Genomic DNA, 19,493 nt, shown 5'->3' on the forward strand with positions numbered 1-19,493 from the left:
GCGAGGCAGCGTGAACCGCGTGTCGCATGGCCGCGCCCATGAACCGGCGAAGAACGGTCGCCGCACGCAGCGGCGGCGCGATTGCGGCGGCGCCCGCGCAGGCACACACTGGCCGGGCCGTTTCCGTGGAGATCCGCGATGAAGATCCGATATGCCTGGACGGCGCTGGCCCTGGCCTGCCTGCTGGCGGGCGGCGCCTCCGCCGCGACCCGCAACGTCACCGATCCGCAGGCCGTGCGCAGCACCGAGGGCGACAGCCCGGTGCAGGTGCGCTGGACCGACCCCGCCGCCTTCAGCGAACTGCGCTACAGCCGCAACCGCTGGGAAGCGCAGCGCGGCGACTGGGTGCGGCAACTGGCCGACTACCTGCAGCAGCGCGCCGGCAAGCAGCTGGCGCCCGGCCGGCGGCTGCAGGTCGAGCTGACCGACATCAGGCGCGCCGGCGACTACGAGCCCTGGCACGGCCCGCAATGGAACGACGTGCGGGTCATGCGCGACATCTACCCGCCGCGCATCAGCTTGAACTTCACCCTGTACGCCGCCGACGGACAGGTGCTGGAGCAGGGCGCGCGCAAGCTGCTCGACAGCAGCTACCTGATGAACAGCTCGATCGGCCTGAACACCGATCCGCTGCGCTACGAGAAGCGGCTGCTCGACGACTGGCTGCGCCGCCAGTTCCGCGACCAGGCGGCGGTGGCCGAGCGCTGAGGTTGGCGTGCCTGCGGGCACCCGTTCGTCGCGGCTGAAGCCGCTCCTCCAGGGACTTGCGGCCGGCTGGCTGGGTGCACTGCAGGAGGGGCCTTAGCCCCGACGGTATCCGCAGCCGGTAGCACCGCGGCTTCGTTCGTCGCGGCTGAAGCCGCTCTACAAAAGAGCAGAAGGCGCCAGGCGACGCGAGGTGCGTCCCCTTGTGGGAGGGACTTCAGTCCCGACTGCAGCCAGGTCCGGTGCGGCCAGCGCTTCGCTTGCTGCGATCGCTGCTGGAGACCACGCGCTCCCGGCTGGCGCTCACGGCCGATGGCCCGAGGCCACCATAGCCGCCGCCGCAGACGCATGCGGCGCTCAGCCGCCCCGGTACTGCCGCGGCGCGCGCTTGAGTCCGCACAGCAGGCGATAGGCGCTGGAGCCGCAGCGCGCGGCCAGGATGTCGATGCGCGGCTGCGCGCCCCACAGCTGCACCTCGCTGCCGCGTCCGGCCTGCGGATGCTCGGTCAGGTCCACGGTCAGCATGTCCATCGAGACCCGCCCGATCAGCGCGCCGGGCGCGCCGTCGATCAGCACCGGGGTGCCGTTCGGCGCGAACTGCGGATAGCCGTCGGCGTAGCCGATCGCCACCACGCCGACCCGGGTCGGCCGCGGCGCGACGAAGCGCGCGCCGTAGCCGACCGGCTCGCCGGCGGCCAGTTCGCGCACCGCGATGACCTTGGACTGCAGGGTCATCACCGGGCGCAGCTCGCCCGGCAGCGCGGCGCCGGCGGCGAACGGGTCGGCGCCGTACAGCATCAGCCCGGGGCGGCCCCAGTCGCTGTGCAGCTGCGGCCAGCCCAGCAGCCCCGGCGAATTGCACAGACTGGTCTCCCCGGCCAGGCCGGCGCTGGCCTGGCGGAACACCTCGGCCTGCTCCAGGGTGCGCGCGCTGTCCAGTTCGTCGGCGCGCGCGAAATGGCTCATCAGCACCAGCCGCTCGACCTGCGGCAGCGCGCTCAGCCGCGCGTGCGCGGCGCGGAATTCGTCCGGCGCCAGGCCCAGCCGGTGCATGCCGCTGTCCAGCTTCAGCCACAGGCACAGCGGCTGCGGCGCGGCGTAGGCGGCGATCGCCTCCACCTGCCACGGCGAGGCCACCGCGCACCACAAGCCGTGCGCGGCGATCAGCGCCAGTTCGTCGGCGTCGAAGAAGCCTTCCAGCAGCAGGATCGGCGCGGCGATGCCGGCCTGGCGCAGTTCCAGCGCCTCCTCGATGCAGGCCACCGCGAAGCCGTCGGCCTCCGCTTCCAGCGCGCGCGCGCAGGCCACCGCGCCGTGCCCGTAGGCATCGGCCTTGACCACCGCCAGCGCCTTGCCGCCGCCCAGTTGCCGGGCCAGGCGGTAGTTGTGGCGCAGCGCCTGGAGATCGATCAACGCACGGGCTGGGCGCACGAACTTGCCTCGGCGACGGGCGCCGGGGCGCCGCTCGAATAACGGAAGATGTCCAGGCCCTCGCCGCTGATCTGCGGCTGCCGCGAGGCGATCAGGTCGGCCAGGTAGCGGCCGGAACCGCAGGCCATGGTCCAGCCGAGCGTGCCGTGGCCGGTGTTGAGGAACAGGTTGCGGTAGCCGGTGGCGCCGACCACCGGGGTGCCGTCGGGGGTGGCCGGGCGCAGCCCGGTCCAGAATGCGGCGCGGGCCAGGTCGCCGCCGCGCGGGTACAGGTCGTTCACTACGTTTTCCAGGGTGGCGCGGCGCCGCGCCGGCAGCGACAGGTCGAAGCCGGCCAGTTCAGCCATGCCGCCGACGCGGATGCGCTGGTCGAAGCGGGTGATCGCCACTTTGTAGGTTTCGTCGAGGATCGTGGACATCGGGGCCAGCGCCGCGTCGCGGATCGGCAACGTCAGCGAATAGCCCTTCAACGGATACACCGGCAGGCGGATGCCCAGCGGCGCAAGCAGCTGCGGAGAATAACTGCCCAGGGCGACCACGTAGCGGTCGGCGCGCTCGACTTGGCCGCCGATGCGCGCGCCGTCGAGGCGGTCGCCATCGGCGTGCAGGCCGTCGATGGTCTCGCCATAGCGGAACTGCACGCCGGCCGCGGCGGCCAGCGCGGCCAGGCGCTGGGTGAACAGGCGGCAGTCGCCGGTCTGGTCGTTGGGCAGGCGCAGCGCGCCGACCAGGGGGGCCGGGGCGCTGGCCAGTGCCGGCTCGATGCGGGCGATGCCGGCGCGGTCGAGCAGTTCGTAGGGCACGCCGTATTCGCGCAGCACCTCGATGTCCTTGGCCGCGCCGTCCAGCTGCGCCTGGGTGCGGAACAGCTGGGTGGTGCCGAGCTGGCGGCCTTCGTATGCGATGCCGGTGTCGGCGCGCAGCTGGTCCAGGCAGTCGCGGCTGTATTCGGACAGCCGCACCATGCGCGCCTTGTTGATCGCGTAGCGTTCGGCGGTGCAATTGCGCAGCATCTGCGCCAGCCACAGGTACTGGCGGATGTCGCCGGTCGGGGTGATGGCCAGCGGCGCGTGGCGCTGGAACAGCCATTTCAACGCCTTCAGCGGCACCCCGGGCGCCGCCCACGGCGAGGCGTAGCCCGGCGACACCTGGCCGGCGTTGGCATAGCTGGTCTCCAGCCCGGCCGCGGGCTGGCGATCGACCACCGTCACCTCGCAGCCGCTGCGCGCCAGATACCACGCCGTGGCCGTGCCGATCACACCGCTGCCGAGAACCAGAACCCGCATGCGCTCACCTCTGTCGGATCGAATCCCTGGCTGAATGGCGCCACGGATGGGTTTAAGCGCAGTATATGCAGCGCAATCCAGAATTTTCCCCTGACTTTCGAACACCGGACAGGTCAATCCCCTGCTCCAGCCCACCGAGACCTGCGCCATCGCCGCACGTCCCCGCGAACTGGACAAGATCGACCGCAGGATCCTCTGCGCATCCTGCGGCAGGAAGGGTGCATTTCCTTCACCGAACTCGGCGAGCGGCTCGGCCTGTCGACCACCCCGTGCACCGAGCGGGTGCGCCGGCTGGAACGCGACGGCGCCATCACCGGCCGATCGCCGACTGAACGCGGCCGCGCGCGATGCGTCGGCCCACCTGCGCTGGCGACGACGCGCTGCCGCAGGCGCGCTGCCTGCGGCAGCGGCGACAGCGGCGCTTAGGCCAGCAGCTTTTCCAGCTCGTCGCGCGAGGTGCGCGCGTGGTTCTTGGCCAGTTCCGACACCACCCGCTTCTGCACCTCCTTGTGCAGCAGCGGCCGCAGCTGGCCCAGGGTCTGCGGGTCGGCGACCAGCACCAGGTGCTCGAAGTCGCTGCGCAACGCGCTCTGGTACAGGCGCTCGGCCAGCTGGCGGACGAAGCCGGCCTCGTCCATGGTCATCGGCCGATCGCCATCCTCGACGCCTTCGATCGGCGTGGGAGTCAGCACTTCGGTCTGCTCCAGCAGCGAGGTCTGGCCGGCCAGATTGGTGCGGAACAGGCGTGCGCTGACGCGATCGGCGACGACCACCAGGGTGTTGTCGGGAAGCTTGCTCATCGGTTCTCCTAGCGAAGATACGGCGCAGGCGACGGGAGCGCCTGTGTCGGGCCAGTCTAGGAAGCGGTTCGTGAGGATCGCGGCCACGGAGCGTTGGCCCGCTTTCACGCTGCGGCCGTCGGCGCCCGATCTACGGCCCCCAAAAGCCCTGCGGGTTGCGCCTGGCAGGCCCGGCGCGGCCTACGCGGCAATGGAGGACTAATCATTGATGCGCTGGCCGTCGCCGCTGGGCACGGTCCTGTGGTAGCGGCCGCGGCGCGTGTCCAGCACGCGGTTGGGGCCGACCTGCACCGCACCGGGAATGAGCCGGCCGCGGCGGTCGTACAGCTTGACCGGGCGCCAGTCGGTTGCGGCATTGGCACCGTTGGCGGGCGACGGCTTGGCCTTGGCCGGCGTGTGCGCAGACGACTGCGACGACTGCGGCCGATCGTCCAGGCTGGAAGGCAGCGGCGCGGCCTTGGGCGCCGGCGCCGATTCCAGCGTGGTCGCTTGCCGGGTGGCGGTCGGCGACGCCGGTGCCGGATTCAGGCTCTGCGCCGTCGCCAGCGCTGGCGCCAGCAGCGCGATGGCGGCCATGCGCATGAGGGATGGATGCACAACCGCTCCGTAGCACCGTGGTCGACGCGCCAACGCTAGCGCAACCGGACCGCCACGTCGATGCCGCCGCGCACGTGGCTTGATCGCCGCGGCGGCGCCCTCATCTTGTGCGCATCCTTACCGCGCCGCAGGCCCCGCCATGAGCCGATTCGACCTCACGCCGCCCACGTCTGCCGAACGCGAGCGGCTGATCGCCGGACTCGACGGCGAAGCGCGCCGGGTACTGCTGCAGCACGGCACCGAAGCGCCGTTTTGCGGCGTCTTCCTGGACAACAAGCTGGAAGGCGTCTACACCTGCCGGCTGTGCGGACTGCCGCTGTTCCGCTCCAGCGCCAAGTTCGATTCGGGCACCGGCTGGCCCAGCTTCTTCGCGCCCTACCATCCGGCCCACGTGCGCGAGATCCGCGACGCCAGCCACGGCATGATCCGCACCGAGATCGTCTGCGCGCGCTGCGACAGCCACCTCGGCCACGTGTTCGCGGATGGCCCGCCGCCCAGCGGCGAGCGGCATTGCCTGAACTCGGTATCGCTGCAGTTCACCGAGCAGGGCCAGGCGCTGCCCAACCCGTTGCGCCGCGGCGGCGGCGACAGCGCACCGGCCTGAGCGGCGCGGCGCCTGCAATCGTCCTCGAGAACAGCGCGCCGCAGCGCGGACCCGATGCGGCACGCAATAGCGAATGCAGCCGTCGCTGCGCGTCGCCGCCGCCTCCGCTGCGGCAGTTCACTGCGTTCGAGTGCGCGCCAGCGCAAGCGTGGAGCGGGCTGCCGCGGCGCACGCCGGCGCGCGCCGCCAGCGACGTCTCACAGGCATCTTCACGCGCATCTTCACGCAGACGCCGCGGCATCGCCGACTTCAGAAAGCCGCGGCCGGGCCGAAATGGAAGTATCCCCGCTTACGGCTCGCAGGCTGCTTCCGCCATGCTCATCATTGTCGGCTTCCTCATCGTCATCATCAGTGTCGTCGGCGGCTATGTGCTGTCGCACGGCAAGCTTGGCGCGCTGTGGCAGCCCTACGAATTGATGATCATCGGCGGCGCGGCGCTGGGCGCGTTCCTGGTCAGCACCCCCGCCAAGATCGTCAAGGCGACCTTCGTCGACATCCTCGGCGCGTTCAAGGGTCCCAAGTACAAGTCCGACGACTACCGGGCCACGCTGACCCTGCTCTACGAGCTGTTGAACAAGGCGCGGCGCGATGGCTTCATGGCCCTGGAAGACCATGTCGAAAAGCCGGCCGAGAGCGCGATCTTCGGCAACTATCCGAAGGTGCTGGCCGACCACCATCTGCTCGACTTCATCACCGACTGCCTGCGCCTGATGATCGGCAGCAACATCGAGCCGCACGAGCTGGAGCCGCTGCTGGAGCTGGAGCTGGAAAAGCATCACCACGAGGCGATGGCGCCGGCGCACGCGTTGAGCAAGGTCTCCGATGGCCTGCCCGGCTTCGGCATCGTCGCCGCGGTGCTGGGCATCGTCATCACCATGGGCTCGATCGGCGGCCCGATCGAGGAGATCGGCAAACACGTCGGCGCCGCGCTGGTCGGCACCTTCCTCGGCATCCTGCTGGCCTACGGCTTCGTCGCGCCGCTGGCGGCGGCGATGGAAGCGCGCGCCGAGCAGGACAGCCGCATCTTCGAATCGGTGAAGACCGCGCTGCTGGCCTGTCTGCGCGGCTACAACCCGAAGATCGCGCTGGAATTCGCGCGCAAGACCCTGCCGAGCAACGTGCGGCCGAGCTTCTCGGACTTCGAGACGCACCTGAAGACGATCAAGTAGCGCCGCCGTCATGCCCGAGACCAAAGCCACCGTCGTCATCCGCCGGGTCAAGAAGGTCCAGGGCGGCGGCCATCATGGCGGCGCCTGGAAGGTGGCCTTCGCCGACTTCGTGACCGCGATGATGGCCTTCTTCCTGGTGCTGTGGCTGGTCGCGGCGACCACCAAGGAACAGCGCGTGGCGATTTCCGAATACTTCCGCAATCCCAGCCCGCTGCAAGGCAAGAGCCCGGCGCCGAGTCCCGGCATGGCCGGCCCCGGCGGCGCCAGCACCTCGATGATCAAGCTCGGCGGCACGGCGGACATGCAGCGCGGCGACAACAAGGATCCGTTCGGCAGCAAGAGCCTGAACGGCGACACGGAAAGCAAGACGGCGCAGCGCGAGAAGGAAAAGCAGCGCCTGGAAACGCTGATGCGGGATCTGAAGGAAGCGATCGACAAGAGCCAGGCGCTGGAGCCGTTCAAGGACCAGCTGCTGCTGGACCTGACCCCGGACGGCCTGCGCATCCAGATCGTGGACAAGGAGAACCGGCCGATGTTCGACATCGGCAGCGCGGTGCTCAAGCCCTACACCCGCGACATCCTGCGCGAGCTGTCCGGCTTCATCAACGAAGTGCCCAACCGCATCAGCATCAGCGGCCACACCGACGTCACCCAATACAGCGGCAAGAGCGGCTACAGCAACTGGGAGCTGAGCGCGGACCGCGCCAATGCGGCGCGGCGCGAGCTGGTGACAGGCGGCATGAGCGAGGACAAGGTCTCGCGCGTGGTCGGCCTGTCCTCCTCGATCCTGTTCGACAGGCAGAACCCGGACAACCCGATCAACCGCCGCATCAGCATTGTGGTGATGACCAAGGACGCCGAGGACGCGGCGCTGGCCGGCAGCGAGCATGCGGTGGCGCTGGGCAAGCCGCAGAGCGATGCCGACACCAAGCTGCCGGACCTGAGCGCGGCAGCGACCGCCGCGCCGACGCCGTTGCCCGCAGCGGCGACGCTCCCGGCCCCGGCAACGCCTGCCGCTGCCCCGGCGGCAAGCACCGCCAGCCCGGCAACGGTGACGATCGCGCCGCCGCACACCACCTCGCCGGAGGTCGCCGCCGACGCCGCCCGCGCAGCGATCCGCGCGGTCAACAGCGTCCCCGGCGGCAAGCCGCGCAGCAGCACTGCGCCAGCGCCAGCGCCGGCCCCGGTAACGGCCGCCGCCGAAAGCCCGGCGCGGCGCTAACGCTTTTTCCTCTCGGCGCGTTGTCTTGTCGGCGCGGTTGCGCCACGCCCTGCGCGATCGCCTGGCGGGCAATGCGTTCGATGTCGCGCTGCAACGCCGCGTTGGCGACCCGCTGGCGCCGCGCCAGCATCGCCTGTCGCTTGCCGAGTTCGCCCTGCCGCCGAAGGTCATGCCCGCCCGACCCGCTTACAATGGCGGTCACTCCGCGAGCGAGACGAACGTGTCCAAGCAATCCAAAGCCAGGCGCGACAAGCGCAAGAAGCAGCAGCCCAAGCGCGGCTTCGCCCGATTGGGCCGCGAGCAGCCCATCGCCAACCACGCCGTGCTGCAGGACGACAGCGGCCGGGTGTTGGCCGCGATCGGCCTGCAGGGCAGCGAATGGCTGCTGTCGGTCGGCGGCCAGACCATGGGCAACGCCGACAACCCGGTACCGATGCTGGCGATGCTCAAGCATCTGGCCAGCGTGCAGGAACAGGAAGGCACCACCATCACCCTGGACTACTCGACCCAGTTGCAGCAGATGATCGACGACCTTGCCGCCGACGAGGGCAAGACCGCGGCCGAGTATCTGGACGCGCTGGTCGCCGAGTTCGCCGAGGGCGATGACGACGCGGCCGAAGAAGAAGACGGCGTCGCCGATGCCGGCGACGATGCTGCCGATGCCGATGCAGCAGCGGACACGGCGGGAAGCGACGCGGCGAGGCCTGCGGCCGACGCCGAAGCGGACGCCGACGGCAAGCGCACGCCAGCCTGAGCGGACGCGATGGCGGTCTACATCGACGATGCGGTGCATCCCTGGCGCGGCCAGCGCTGGGGACACCTGCTCGCCGATACGCTGGACGAACTGCATGCGATGGCGGCGCGGCTGGGCATTCCCCGCCGCGCCTTCCAGAACAAGCTCAGCGGCGCGCACTACGACGTGTCCGCCGCCTTGCGCGACCAAGCGATCCGGCTGGGCGCGCTGCCGGTGTCGCGGCACACCGATCGCGCGCTGATGAAGGCACTGATCCGCCAGGCCCGCGCACAGGCGCGCGGCGAGGCCGATTGAACGGCTTGGGACCTGGATAGGCGCCGCCACGCCCCCCTCCGGATCAGGGATACCCCTGACGGGTAATCAGGTACCGGGAAGCCTTCGTTTTTTGCGCACAAGATTCTTTCCGCAAGAATCCCCAGAAACTGATTAGGCGGATCATTCGCGTTGCGGCGACGCACTGGCCTTACGCTAGGCTTTCCCGGCTCGCGCATAGCAATACATGTCTGATCTTGGAGTTTTTTCATGACTAGTCCAATTCGTGGCGCATCAAGCAGCAGCTATTACCCCAACCAAACAAACAACCCGGAAAGCTCACCGCCGCCACACAATCAATCGCCAAGCCCAGCCCAATCCTCAGGATTCCCATCGCTGCAGCGCATGAACGCTAGCCGCCGCACTGCCGGAAGCACATTCAACGCACGCTTTTCGGATGAGAATACCACTCATGAGGTACCTGGATATGATGCTGGCCGGCAGGCACACATTAGCGTGCAAGAGGACACCCAAATTAGCCAGAACGCGTATAGCCTCTGGAAGAGTCATCCTAATGGCCTTCCCAGCGACATCAAGAAAGAAACAAAGAAAGATCATAAACTTTACGCTGCCTACAAAGAAATCAAAGATAACAAGGGCTACAAGGGATAATGCTCTCAATGCAATACAGCCGGGCCGAAGAATTTTTCGGCCCGGCCATGTACAACGTCTATGCACCCCTTGGGGCCTGTTTACGACCTTCTGAGCAGTAGTGCCAAGAAGCCTATGGCGATGAACTGCAAGCTGGTGTTGAGGTTGCGTTTTCAGTTCTTCCACAGCAGTAGGTTCTTCTGCAGCCGCGTAAAACTGCACTCGACCCACCGTTTGGGCATGCCCTTGAAGGTGTGCACAGCGCACAGTGGTGGCTCAACAGACCCGCTCAAAGGCTTTTCTTAGCCGCGCTCAATCTTGTCCGCATTTGTCTACAGACCATCCAACGACAGCGCTATGCTTCGAGCGAGCCTCTGCCGAGGCTCGCTCTGTTTGAATTGCGCATTTTTTGATCGTTTCGCACCCTGGCACGCCAGCGTTGCGGCGTGCCTGTGCATGTCGTTCCGGTGTGGTCGTTTCGCAGCTCCCTATCGAAGGTCCCCCTGCATGAAAGATGCCTCGCTGTTTCGCCGCCTGCCCCTGCACCTGGCCTGCCTGGCCGCGCTGTCCACGCCTGCGATCAGCGCCGCGCAAAGCGGCCAGACCGCGACGCCCGAGATCGCCCACCTCCCCGCACAGCTGCAGAGCGCCAAGCAACTCGGCGCGCTGACGGCCAGTGCGCCGATCAGTGTGGTGATGACCCTGCCGTTGAAGGACGGTGCCGGTGCCTACGACTACGCGATGCACGTCTCGCGACCGGGCGATCCGCTCTATGGGCACTACCTGACCCCGAGCGAATTCGCGGCGCGCTTCGGCACGCGGCAGAGCGACATCGACGCGGTCACGGCCTTCGCCCAGGCGCATGGAATGCAGGTCAAGAGCATCGGCGGCGCCGGCTCGCTGATCACCTTGAAGGCGCCCGCCAGCACCTTCGCCCACCATCTCGGGGTGAACTTCGGCCGCTACCAGGCCAGCGACGGCAAGACCTTCTTTTCGGCCGATCGGCAACCGCAATTGCCCCGTGAGATCGCCAGCCACGTCGGCGGCATCGTCGGACTCAACGACGCCATCCGCTTCGCGCCGCTGGCCATCCGCGCGCCGGCGAGGCCTGCGGCGATGGCCGACGATCACGCCAGCGGCAATGCGCATGCGGCCACAGAGTCCGCCGGCCACGGCCCCAACGGCGGCCTGAGTCCGCAGGACATCCGCACGGCCTATGCCATTCCCGCGCAATTGGCACCGGGCAAGCAGGAGACCCTTGCGCTGTTCGAACAAGGCGGCTTCCTGAGCAGCGATATCGCCACCTACGTGAAGAAGTTCGGACTGCCGAACGTGCCGGTGAAGGTCCGCAACGTCAACGGCTATGCCGGTGCGGTCAACAATACAGGCGTCGCTCACGAGGCGGCGCTGGACATCGACATGGCCATCGCGGTGAATCCGCAGTTGCAGCAGATCCAGGTCTACGAAGAAGGCGACGATCCGTATCCGGTGGCGCTGCTGGCGGCGCTGGGCGCCATCGCCGACGACAATACCGCGCAGACGGTGAGCATTTCCTACGGGATGGACGAGGAAATCCTGGGCAATGCGGCGCTCGCCGCGGAGGGTCAGGTGCTGACGCAGATGGTCGCGCAAGGCCAGGGGGTGTATGTCAGTTCCGGCGACGAGGGCGCCTACGGACGCACCGGCAGCGGCCTGCACGGCGAGGATCCGGGCACCCAGCCGCTGGTCACCTCGGTCGGCGGCACCGCGCTGTTCACCCGGCAGAACGGCAGCTACCTGAACGAAGAAACCTGGAACCTGCTCGGCAAGGGCGAAGGCGCCACAGGCGGTGGCATCAGTGCCTACTGGCCGATCCCGGACTACCAGCTGATCGCCGACGCCCAGGGCAAGCAGACGTCAATCGCTGCGCCCAACCACGGCTCGTCCACGCAACGCAATTTCCCGGACGTGGCCGCCGTGGCCAGCCCCAGCACGCCGGTCGCAGTCTATTCCGAACTGGACGGCGGCTGGATCAACCTAGGCGGCACCAGCGTCTCATCGCCGATCTGGGCCAGTTTCATGTCCATTGCCGACCAGGCGCACCAGTACGCGGGACTGGGGCGGATCGGCTTCGCCAATCCGTTCCTTTACGGCTATATCGACGGTGCCGTCTCACTCGATACCAAAGACGTGCTCAAGGGCAGCAATGGCAACGCCAACCTGTTCGGCGGCGTCGCCGGCTTCTCTGCCGGCCAGGGCTACGATAACGTGACCGGGCTGGGTTCGATGCTGTCTTCCTCGCTGCTGATCGACTCGCTGCTCACTGTGCACGACAGCAGCACGCCACCGCCGAACCAGGCGCGCGGCGTGCACGCCAGCCCGACCACGACGACGAGCACGCTGGAATGGAGCGCAGCGGACAACGCGACCGGATACGAGCTGATCGCGGAAGACTACGCCAGCGGCGCGGTGAGTGGCTACGCGCTCACCCGCGGCACGCGCTACACGTTCAAGGACCTCAAGCCGAACACCTACTACGCGTTCCTGGTCATCGCACTGAACAAGGGCGGGGCGAAGCTGAGTTCGCCGGTGATCGTCAAGACCGCGAAGAAGGGCTAGCGCCCAGGCCGCCGTCCGGGCCGTGCGCGGCCCGGACCGGCACGGCGCACGCGGCGCCTAGAACGGATCGCTGCCCGGGCGCAGTTCGATGCCCAGGATCGCCGCCAGCCGCTGCATGTCCTCGTCGTCGCGGCTGAGCGCCATCCAGCCGGCGCGGTCGTCGCCGCCGGTGTCCCAGCACCAGATGCTGTAGCCGTACTCGCGCAGGCGGTCGTAGGCCACGCCCAGCAGCGAGGCCATGTCGTGGGCGCCGAGGAAGTCCTCGTCGTCGAGGTCGCCGCCCCAGTCGATGCGCAGGTTCCAGCGCGCGGCCAGTTCGTCGATCGCGCCGACCAGCGCTTCGGCGTCGCGGCCGTCCACGTAGAAGCCGGAGCTCCAGTCGATGGCGTCCTTCAGCGTCCACAGCCAGCCGTCGCCGTCGCTGTCGCCCTCGCCCGCCACCTCGCGGTAGGCGTTGAACTGGCGCAGCGCGGTCTCCTCGTCGCCGGGATTGATCAGCAGCAGCAGGTTCCAGATCAGCTCCTGCTGGGTATCCGGATCGTCGGCGTCGGCGTCGCCGCTGAGGTCGTCGGGGTCGTCGTAGTCGGCGCTGTTGTCGGGCATGGCGGCGGATCGGTGCTGCGGGACGCGCAGTGTGACGCGCCGCGCGCGGCGACGGAAGCGCGGCGAAACTCGGCAGCGGCGCCGCAGGCGTTTATCCTTCGCCCCCGGAAGACGGCGCCACCCGCCGCCAAGCGAGCCCACCACGATGAGCGATACCCCTCCCGATCACCTGGCGATCAGCCCGCAGAGTCCGTTCCACGATGCCGCGGCGCTGGCGCGCGGGGTCGGCATCCGCTTCAACGGCGTGGAGCGCGACAACGTGGAGGAGTATTCGGCCAGCGAAGGCTGGATCCGCGTGCAGGTTGGCAAGGCGCGCGACCGCCGCGGCAATCCGATGACGATGAAGATCAACGGCCAGGTCGAGGCGTACTTTCTGGAAAAAACCGGCTGAGCGCGGCGCACTGCCGGCGCTCGGCGATTCGCGCCACGGCATGCGCCGCCCGCGGCCGCCGGCTCAGGACTTGAGCCGGTAGCCGCTGCGGAAGATCGCCCAGACCACGGTCAGGCACAGCGCCAGGAACACCCCGGTCATGCTCGCGCTGACCGCGATGTGCACGTCGGCCTTGCCGAAGAACGCCCAGCGGAAGCCGCTGACCAGGTACACCACCGGGTTGAACAGGCTGATCTTCTGCCACAGCGGCGGCAGCATGCCGATCGAGTAGAAGCTGCCGCCGAGGAAGGTCAGCGGGGTGACCACCATCAGCGGGATCACCTGCAGCTTCTCGAAACCGTCGGCCCAGATGCCGATGATGAAGCCGAACAGGCTGAAGGTCAGCGCGGTCAGCACCAGGAAGCCGAACATCCACAGCGGATGCGCGATCTCGTACGGCACGAACGCGCGCGCGGTGAGCAGGATCAGCAGGCCCAGCAGCACCGACTTGCTCGCCGCCGCGCCGACATAGCCGATCACCACTTCCCACCACGCCACCGGCGCCGACAGCACCTCGTAGATGGTGCCGGCCCAGCGCGGCATGTAGATGCCGAACGAGGCGTTGGAGATGCTCTCGTTGAGCAGCGACAGCATCACCAGCCCGGGGATGATGTAGGCGCCGTAGCCGATCCCGTCGATGGCGCCCATGCGCGAGCCGATCGCCGCGCCGAACACCACGAAGTACAGCGAGGTCGACAGCACCGGCGAGGCGATCGACTGGGTCAGGGTGCGGAAGGTGCGCGCCATCTCGAAACGGTAGATCGCGGCGATCGCGTGCAGGTTCATGCGCGCGCCTGCGCGCCGGCAGACGCCGGGCGCACCAGGTTGACGAAGATCTCCTCCAGCGAGCTTTCGCTGGAATGCAGGTCCTTGATCTCCACGCCGTGTTCCTCCAGTTGCCGCAGCAGGCTGCCGATGCCGGTCTGCTCGGCCTGCACGTCGTAGGTATAGGTCAGCGTGGCGCCATCGGCGGACAGCTCCAGCGGCTGCGCGGCCAGCGCCGCGGGCAATGCCGGCAGCGGCGCCTGCAAGGTCAGCGCCAGCTGCTTCTTGCCCAGCTTGCGCATCAGCGTGCGCTTGTCTTCCACCAGCACCAGCTCGCCGCGGTTGATCACCCCGACCCGGTCGGCCATGTCCTCGGCTTCCTCGATGTAGTGCGTGGTCAGGATGATGGTGGTGCCCTGCTCGCGCAGGCGCCGCACCATCTGCCACATGTCGTGGCGCAGCTCCACGTCCACGCCGGCGGTGGGTTCGTCCAGGAACAGGATGCTCGGCTCGTGCGCCAGCGCCTTGGCGATCAGCACGCGCCGCTTCATGCCGCCGGACAGCGTGGAGATCTTGCTGTCGCGCTTGTCCCACAGCGACAGTTCGCGCAGCACCTGCTCCAGGTAGACCGGATGCTTCGGCTTGCCGAACAGGCCGCGGCTGAAGCGCACCGTCGCCCCTACCGTCTCGAACGCGTCGGTGGCCAGTTCCTGCGGCACCAGTCCGATCCTGGCGCGCGCGGCGCGGTAGTCGCGCACGATGTCGTGGCCGTCGGCCAGCACCCGCCCGCTGCTGGGATTGACCAGGCCGCAGACCACGCTGATCAGCGTGGTCTTGCCGGCGCCGTTGGGACCGAGCAGGGCGAAGATCTCGCCGCGCTGGATGTCCAGGTCGATGCCTTTCAGCGCCTGGAAGCCGCCGGCATAGGTCTTGGTGAGCTGCTGGATGGAGATGATCGGGGACACGGGAACTCCTTGCGCGGCGGACCGGACCGGCCCCCGCGACGAACGTCCGACAGGGTAGAGGTCCGCTACGCTCCGATAAACCCCGATCGGCGGAAGCAGTCTCCCGCGTACGGGATAGTGGTGGTTGGGCCGGGAATCGAGAATCGAGAATCGAGAATCGAGAATCGAGAGAGCCTAGCAGCCGCATCGTCACGAGCATGGCAAGCTAAAGCGTCCGCCAGCCGAACCAACCTACAGCGCGCGCCCCTATTCCCCATTCCCTATTCCCCATTCCCAGCTTTCAATTCTTCCGCCGCGCCTCCAGCAGATCCAGATTGCGGATCAGGCGGCGCGCGATCTCGTCGGAGATCCTGCGCTGGCGGGTCAGCCTGAACAGCTCCTGGCGTTCGGCCTGCAGGCCGGCGTGGCGCAGCTGGTGCAGCACGTCGTCCAGCCGCCGCGCCTCTTCCGGATCGCTCTCCATCGCCTCGCCATGGTCGAGGTGGCGCTGGTACAGGGCGCTGACCCGGATCGCCGCCTCGTTGTAGAGGTCGGCGTGCTCGCTGTCGTGGACCAGCCGCTGCCGCAGTTTCTCCACCGCCGCCAGCGCCGCGCGCGAGGATTCGCGCCGCGCCAGGTCCTCCTCCAGGCGGTCGCTGGGCTCCTCCGGCAGTTCCAGGCCGCGCAGCAGCCGCGGCAGCGCCACGCTGGCGACCAGCAGCGAGGTCACGATCACCGCGCTGGCCAGGAAGATCACCAGGTCGCGCGCCGGGAACGCGGCGCCATTGGGCAGCAGCAACGGCAGGGTCAGCACGCCGGCCAGGGTGATCGCGCCGCGCACGCCGGCCAGCGAGGTGGCCACGATGATCCGCCACGGCGGGCTGGGCTGGGCCTCGCCGCGGCGCCGCGCCTTGAGCAGATTCCAGCGCAGCGACAGCCATACCCACATGAAACGCAGCAGCAGCAGGCCGGCGTAGATCGCCAGCGCGTAGCCCAGCAGCCACCACGGATTGAGGTGCCCGGCCTCGTCGATGTTGTGCACCGCGCCCTGCACGATCCCCGGCAGCTGCTCGCCGAGCAGCACGAACATGATGCCGTTGAGGGTGAACTGGACCATGTCCCACACCGCCGAGCGCTGCACGCGCATGCTGCCCGGGGCGCGGCCGCTCAGTTCCACGTAGCTCATGCTGATGCCGGCGGCGACCGCGGCAAGGATGCCGGAGGCGTTGATCGCCTCGGCCAGCAGGTAGGCGGCGAACGGCAGCAGCAGGTTGACCAGGATCGCTGCGCCGGGCTCCTCGCCGACCTGGCGCCAGATCCAGCGCTGCGCCAGGCTCGCGCCCAGGGTCACGCCGACGCCAGCGGCCACGCCGACCAGCGCCACCCACAGGAAGGTCAGCGAGGCGTCGGCCAGCGAGAACGTGCCGGTCATCGCCGCGGCTACCGCGAACTGGAAGCAGACCAGGCCGGACGCATCGTTGAGCAGCGATTCGCCCTCCAGGATGTGCATCAGCCGCTTCGGGATCGGCGCCCGCGCGGCGATCGAGGACACCGCGATCGGATCGGTCGGCGACACCACCGCGGCCAGCGCGAACGCCACCGCCAGCGGCATCGCCGGGATCATCCAGTGGATCAGGAAGCCGGCGCCGACCACGGTGAACACCACCAGGCCCAGCGCCAGTTCCAGGATCGCGCCCTTGTCGCGGAACAGGCCCTGCTTGGGGATGCGCCAGCCGTCCAGGAACAGCAGCGGCGGCAGGAACAGCAGGAAGAACAGCTCCGGCTCCAGCGTGTAGCCCTTCTTGAACACCCCGGCGATGACCGCGCCCAGGCCGATCTGCACCAGCGGCAACGGCAGCGAGAACGGCAGCACGCGGACCAGGTAGCCGCTGGCCACCACCGCCAGCAACATCGCCAACACCACTTCGATCGAATGCATGCTCGTCCGGACGGCGGCGCCGCGCCGCCGGCACCGCACCATGAATGGGGGAAGCGGCAAGCAAAGCGCACCGCAGGCGCGATGTCCAGTGGCGGACGCGCGCGGCATTTATGCGACGGCGTGGAACAGCGCAGGCTGCGCCGCCGTGGCGGCGCAGCCTGCGCTCCGCGGCACCGCACCGCGGCACGCGCTACCATCGAACCGATCTGCGCGCAGTGGGGCCGGTTAGCGCTATCGGGACAGGCCCTAAACCCAGCGTACCGCCGCCGTCGGAGACTCCATGCTCAGCATTCAAGAACTCAACCGTTTCATCGACGGCCAGGCGGTGAGCGACAACATCACGCAGGTCTGGAACCTGATCGGCGCGCATTTCGAGCAGGCCCAGGCGAGCCTGCCGGCCGAACAGGCGATGCCGCGGCGCGAACTGTCGTTCCACGATCACGTGCGGCTGCTGGGGTATCTGTGCCTGCTGCTCGAGGGAATCCCCGGCGACCTGGTGGAGATCGGCGTGTGGAAGGGCAAGTCGCTGGTGCTGATGAACGAGGTCAGCAACCGCCAGCGCCGGGTGATCGGCCTGGATCCGTTCGCCTTGCCGAACCAGTTCGAGGAATTCAACCACTATCGCCAGCTGCTGCTGCCCAATGCGCAGTTCATCCGCGGCTACTCGGAGTTCTGCGCCCAGCACTTCTACAACATGAAACCGGAAGTGGCATTGCTGCATATCGACGGCGGCCACACCGGGCGCAACGTGCTGCTGGATTTCCTGCTGTATGCGCCCAGCGTGGTCACCGGCGGGTTCGTGGTGTTCGACGACTACGGCGACCACCAATCCTCGCCGGAAGTCGGCCCCGCGGTCGACCTGCTCAGGGCCGCCGGCTACTTCAACGACTTCCATGTGCTGGGCTGCGCGCATGGGTTCGAGAACAGCTACGTGCTGCAGCGCCTGTGAGCCGGCGGCACCCAGGCGCCGCGTGACGCATCGCCACGATCAGCGGTCCTGTTGCGCATCCGCGACGCGCGGCGTTTCGCCCGCCTGCGCCAGCGCGCGCAGGTCGTCCACGAACCCGCGATAGGCCGCCTCGCCCGCCTCGCCGCCGCGCTGGCGCAGCACCCACGACGGATGCACGCTGGCCAGCGCGCGGGTGCCGTCGGCCAGCGTCTGCCACTGCCCGCGCTGCGCCATCAGCGCAAAGCCGTTGCCCAGCACCGCGCGCGCTGCGGTGGCGCCCAGGCACAGCACGATGCGCGGCCGCACTCGCGCCAGTTCGCCGGCCAGCCAGAAGCGGCAGGCCTCGACCTGCGCACGGTCGGGAGTGCGGTGCAGCCGCGCCTTGCCGCGCTGCTCGAAGCGGAAGTGCTTGACCGCGTTGGTCACGTACAGCCCGGCGCGGGCGATGCCGAGCTCGACCAGCGCGCGATCGAACAGGCGCCCGGCCGGGCCGACGAACGGCCGCCCGCTCAGGTCCTCCTCGTCGCCGGGCTGCTCGCCCACCACCATCACCGCCGCATCGTGCGGCCCCTCGCCGAACACGGCCTGCGTGGCCGGCTGCCACAGCGCACAGCGGCGGCACTCGCGCGCGGCGGCGCGCAGCGCATCGAGGCTGCCATCGGCATCGACCGCGACCGGCAGCGGCGCGGGAATGCGCCGGCGTACCGGCGCCGGCGCACGCTCGGCCATCGCACGCACGCGCTGCCCGGCATCGCGGATCAGGCCCGGCAGCAACTGCGTCTCCGGCAGGTTCTTCCAATACTTCTGCGGCATTTCCTGGCGCATCATGCCTGGATTGAGCCGCGCCGGATTGAAGGTGTTGGCGTAGTAGATGCGCCACAGCGCGTCCTGCGCATCGTCGGCCGGCGCATCGGCGCGCTGCGCGCCGGCGCCGAACTGCAGCGCCGCACCGTCCCAGCGCACGCTGCGGTACGGGGTCAGGATCGCCCAGCGCATGCCGGCGAAGCGGCGCGCGAAGAACGGCGCGATGCGATCGACGATGCGATGCTCCGGCTCGAACCAGGCGACGAACGCCTCGTCCTCGCCGGGCACCTCGCGAAAGCGCACGAACGCCTTCATCTTGTGGCTATCGCGGCGCACCGCCTGCGCCCACTGCTGCGCCCGATGCACATCGGCATCGGTGACCCGCTGCAACAGCGCACGCTCGCCCGAGGCGATCCGCCACAACAACCGATACAGCAACGCATGCCGCTGCGAATCGCGATGGCACAGCACCGCCCCGGCCAAGGCCAGGAACTCCGCCGACACCCGCGGCGCCGCCACCGTCGCCGGCAACGCGGCCACCTCGGTCCCGATCAGCAACCCGCCCTGCGCATCCCCCTCCCAGAGCAGCGACGCCGGCGCCACCTGCGCACACCACGCCGCCCGCGCCGCCGCCCGCCACGCCTCCAGCCCCCACCCCGGCACCACCTCAGCCCGAAACACGATCCAATCCCCGCATCACCCCACCAGCACCAAAGCGACAGACATCAGCGCCACCACCATCACCACGGCCACAGCTGTTGCTGTTGCTGTTGCTATTGCTATTGCTGTTGCTATTGCTGTTGCTATTGCTATTGCTATTGCTGTTGCCGTTGCCGTTGATTTTGCTTTTGAAACTTCCCGCCTTAAAGCGAGCCGAGCACCGCAGGCGCGAGCGGCCGAAGAGGCGCCCTTGTTTGAGCGAAGCGAGTTTGGGCGCCGTGCCGCTCGTGCCGAGGAGCGCAGGGCACCGGTGCGGCTGTATCGCACCGG

19 protein-coding genes and 2 pseudogenes are annotated in these 19,493 nt (G+C 68.6%); 11 read left to right on the forward strand and 10 right to left on the reverse strand.

Annotated elements, in window-relative coordinates:
• The first annotated feature begins 138 nt into the window (after window positions 1-138).
• Window positions 139-708: a DUF3016 domain-containing protein gene (locus tag FZ025_RS06095; protein ID WP_046978332.1), complete on the forward strand. Its 570-nt coding sequence runs from the start codon at window positions 139-141 to the stop codon at window positions 706-708.
• Between the two features lie 354 nt (window positions 709-1,062).
• Here the strand turns inward: FZ025_RS06095 and alr are convergent, their stop codons facing one another.
• Complete coding sequence (gene alr / locus FZ025_RS06100; RefSeq protein WP_104558635.1) at window positions 1,063-2,136, reverse strand: alanine racemase; 1,074 nt, start codon at window positions 2,134-2,136, stop codon at window positions 1,063-1,065.
• On the reverse strand, window positions 2,115-3,422 hold the full coding sequence (locus FZ025_RS06105) for a D-amino acid dehydrogenase (RefSeq protein WP_046978331.1): 1,308 nt from the start codon (window positions 3,420-3,422) through the stop codon (window positions 2,115-2,117). Before FZ025_RS06105 ends, alr begins: the two co-directional genes overlap by 22 nt.
• A gap of 148 nt (window positions 3,423-3,570) precedes the next feature.
• Between FZ025_RS06105 and FZ025_RS06110 the strand changes: the two are divergent.
• Window positions 3,571-3,740: pseudogene (locus FZ025_RS06110) on the forward strand (Lrp/AsnC family transcriptional regulator); the annotation flags it as partial.
• A 104-nt stretch (window positions 3,741-3,844) separates the two neighbouring features.
• Here the strand turns inward: FZ025_RS06110 and FZ025_RS06115 are convergent.
• Entirely contained in the window at window positions 3,845-4,222 is a 378-nt protein-coding gene (locus FZ025_RS06115) for a baeRF12 domain-containing protein (RefSeq protein ID WP_046978330.1), read from the reverse strand.
• 198 nt (window positions 4,223-4,420) lie between these two features.
• Window positions 4,421-4,804, reverse strand: coding sequence for a hypothetical protein (locus FZ025_RS06120; protein ID WP_244292467.1), 384 nt, complete (start codon window positions 4,802-4,804; stop codon window positions 4,421-4,423).
• 154 nt (window positions 4,805-4,958) lie between these two features.
• On the opposite strand from FZ025_RS06120, the gene msrB reads away from it, so the two are divergent.
• The 6 genes from msrB (at window position 4,959) to FZ025_RS06150 (ending at window position 9,492) form a co-directional block, all read left to right on the forward strand.
• On the forward strand, window positions 4,959-5,423 hold the full coding sequence (gene msrB / locus FZ025_RS06125; RefSeq protein WP_046978328.1) for a peptide-methionine (R)-S-oxide reductase MsrB: 465 nt from the start codon (window positions 4,959-4,961) through the stop codon (window positions 5,421-5,423).
• A 314-nt stretch (window positions 5,424-5,737) separates the two neighbouring features.
• A complete protein-coding gene (motA, locus tag FZ025_RS06130; RefSeq protein ID WP_046978327.1) occupies window positions 5,738-6,592 on the forward strand; it encodes a flagellar motor stator protein MotA in 855 nt (284 codons plus the stop codon).
• A 10-nt stretch (window positions 6,593-6,602) separates the two neighbouring features.
• Window positions 6,603-7,814, forward strand: coding sequence for a flagellar motor protein MotB (motB, locus tag FZ025_RS06135; protein WP_046978326.1), 1,212 nt, complete (start codon window positions 6,603-6,605; stop codon window positions 7,812-7,814).
• 220 nt (window positions 7,815-8,034) lie between these two features.
• Window positions 8,035-8,568 carry a hypothetical protein gene (locus FZ025_RS06140; RefSeq protein ID WP_046978367.1) on the forward strand — a complete coding sequence of 178 codons (534 nt, stop codon included), beginning with the start codon at window positions 8,035-8,037 and terminating at the stop codon, window positions 8,566-8,568.
• A 9-nt stretch (window positions 8,569-8,577) separates the two neighbouring features.
• Window positions 8,578-8,862 carry a DUF4031 domain-containing protein gene (locus FZ025_RS06145; RefSeq protein WP_046978325.1) on the forward strand — a complete coding sequence of 95 codons (285 nt, stop codon included), beginning with the start codon at window positions 8,578-8,580 and terminating at the stop codon, window positions 8,860-8,862.
• Window positions 8,863-9,090: 228 nt separating this feature from the next.
• Window positions 9,091-9,492, forward strand: a complete 402-nt coding sequence (locus FZ025_RS06150; protein ID WP_104558632.1) for a hypothetical protein — start codon at window positions 9,091-9,093, stop codon at window positions 9,490-9,492.
• Between the two features lie 80 nt (window positions 9,493-9,572).
• Here FZ025_RS06150 and FZ025_RS06155 read toward each other — a convergent pair.
• Window positions 9,573-9,731: pseudogene (locus FZ025_RS06155) on the reverse strand (IS5/IS1182 family transposase); the annotation flags it as partial.
• A gap of 247 nt (window positions 9,732-9,978) precedes the next feature.
• Between FZ025_RS06155 and FZ025_RS06160 the strand changes: the two are divergent.
• Window positions 9,979-12,069, forward strand: coding sequence for a protease pro-enzyme activation domain-containing protein (locus tag FZ025_RS06160; protein ID WP_046978324.1), 2,091 nt, complete (start codon window positions 9,979-9,981; stop codon window positions 12,067-12,069).
• Window positions 12,070-12,126: 57 nt separating this feature from the next.
• Here FZ025_RS06160 and FZ025_RS06165 read toward each other — a convergent pair whose 3' ends face one another.
• The gene (locus tag FZ025_RS06165; RefSeq protein WP_046978323.1) at window positions 12,127-12,672 is read right to left on the reverse strand and encodes a DUF6630 family protein; all 546 of its coding nucleotides are present in this window, start codon (window positions 12,670-12,672) and stop codon (window positions 12,127-12,129) included.
• Between the two features lie 145 nt (window positions 12,673-12,817).
• On the opposite strand from FZ025_RS06165, the gene FZ025_RS06170 reads away from it, so the two are divergent.
• A complete protein-coding gene (locus FZ025_RS06170) occupies window positions 12,818-13,063 on the forward strand; it encodes a DUF3297 family protein (protein WP_046978322.1) in 246 nt (81 codons plus the stop codon).
• Window positions 13,064-13,126: 63 nt separating this feature from the next.
• Here FZ025_RS06170 and FZ025_RS06175 read toward each other — a convergent pair whose 3' ends face one another.
• The 3 genes from FZ025_RS06175 to FZ025_RS06185 all read right to left on the reverse strand — a co-directional run bounded on the left by FZ025_RS06175 (window position 13,127) and on the right by FZ025_RS06185 (window position 16,750).
• A complete protein-coding gene (locus FZ025_RS06175) occupies window positions 13,127-13,888 on the reverse strand; it encodes an ABC transporter permease (RefSeq protein WP_046978321.1) in 762 nt (253 codons plus the stop codon).
• The gene (locus tag FZ025_RS06180; RefSeq protein WP_046978320.1) at window positions 13,885-14,832 is read right to left on the reverse strand and encodes an ABC transporter ATP-binding protein; all 948 of its coding nucleotides are present in this window, start codon (window positions 14,830-14,832) and stop codon (window positions 13,885-13,887) included. Before FZ025_RS06180 ends, FZ025_RS06175 begins: the two co-directional genes overlap by 4 nt.
• A 280-nt stretch (window positions 14,833-15,112) precedes the next feature.
• Window positions 15,113-16,750, reverse strand: coding sequence for a Na+/H+ antiporter (locus tag FZ025_RS06185; protein WP_046978319.1), 1,638 nt, complete (start codon window positions 16,748-16,750; stop codon window positions 15,113-15,115).
• Between the two features lie 280 nt (window positions 16,751-17,030).
• Here FZ025_RS06185 and FZ025_RS06190 point away from each other — a divergent pair, with 280 nt between their 5' ends.
• A complete protein-coding gene (locus FZ025_RS06190) occupies window positions 17,031-17,699 on the forward strand; it encodes a class I SAM-dependent methyltransferase (RefSeq protein ID WP_046978318.1) in 669 nt (222 codons plus the stop codon).
• Between the two features lie 39 nt (window positions 17,700-17,738).
• Here FZ025_RS06190 and FZ025_RS06195 read toward each other — a convergent pair whose 3' ends face one another.
• The gene (locus FZ025_RS06195; protein ID WP_104558631.1) at window positions 17,739-19,184 is read right to left on the reverse strand and encodes a UdgX family uracil-DNA binding protein; all 1,446 of its coding nucleotides are present in this window, start codon (window positions 19,182-19,184) and stop codon (window positions 17,739-17,741) included.
• Between the last annotated feature and the right edge of the window lie 309 nt (window positions 19,185-19,493).

This window comes from Xanthomonas hyacinthi (assembly GCF_009769165.1).
Classification (GTDB): domain Bacteria; phylum Pseudomonadota; class Gammaproteobacteria; order Xanthomonadales; family Xanthomonadaceae; genus Xanthomonas_A; species Xanthomonas_A hyacinthi.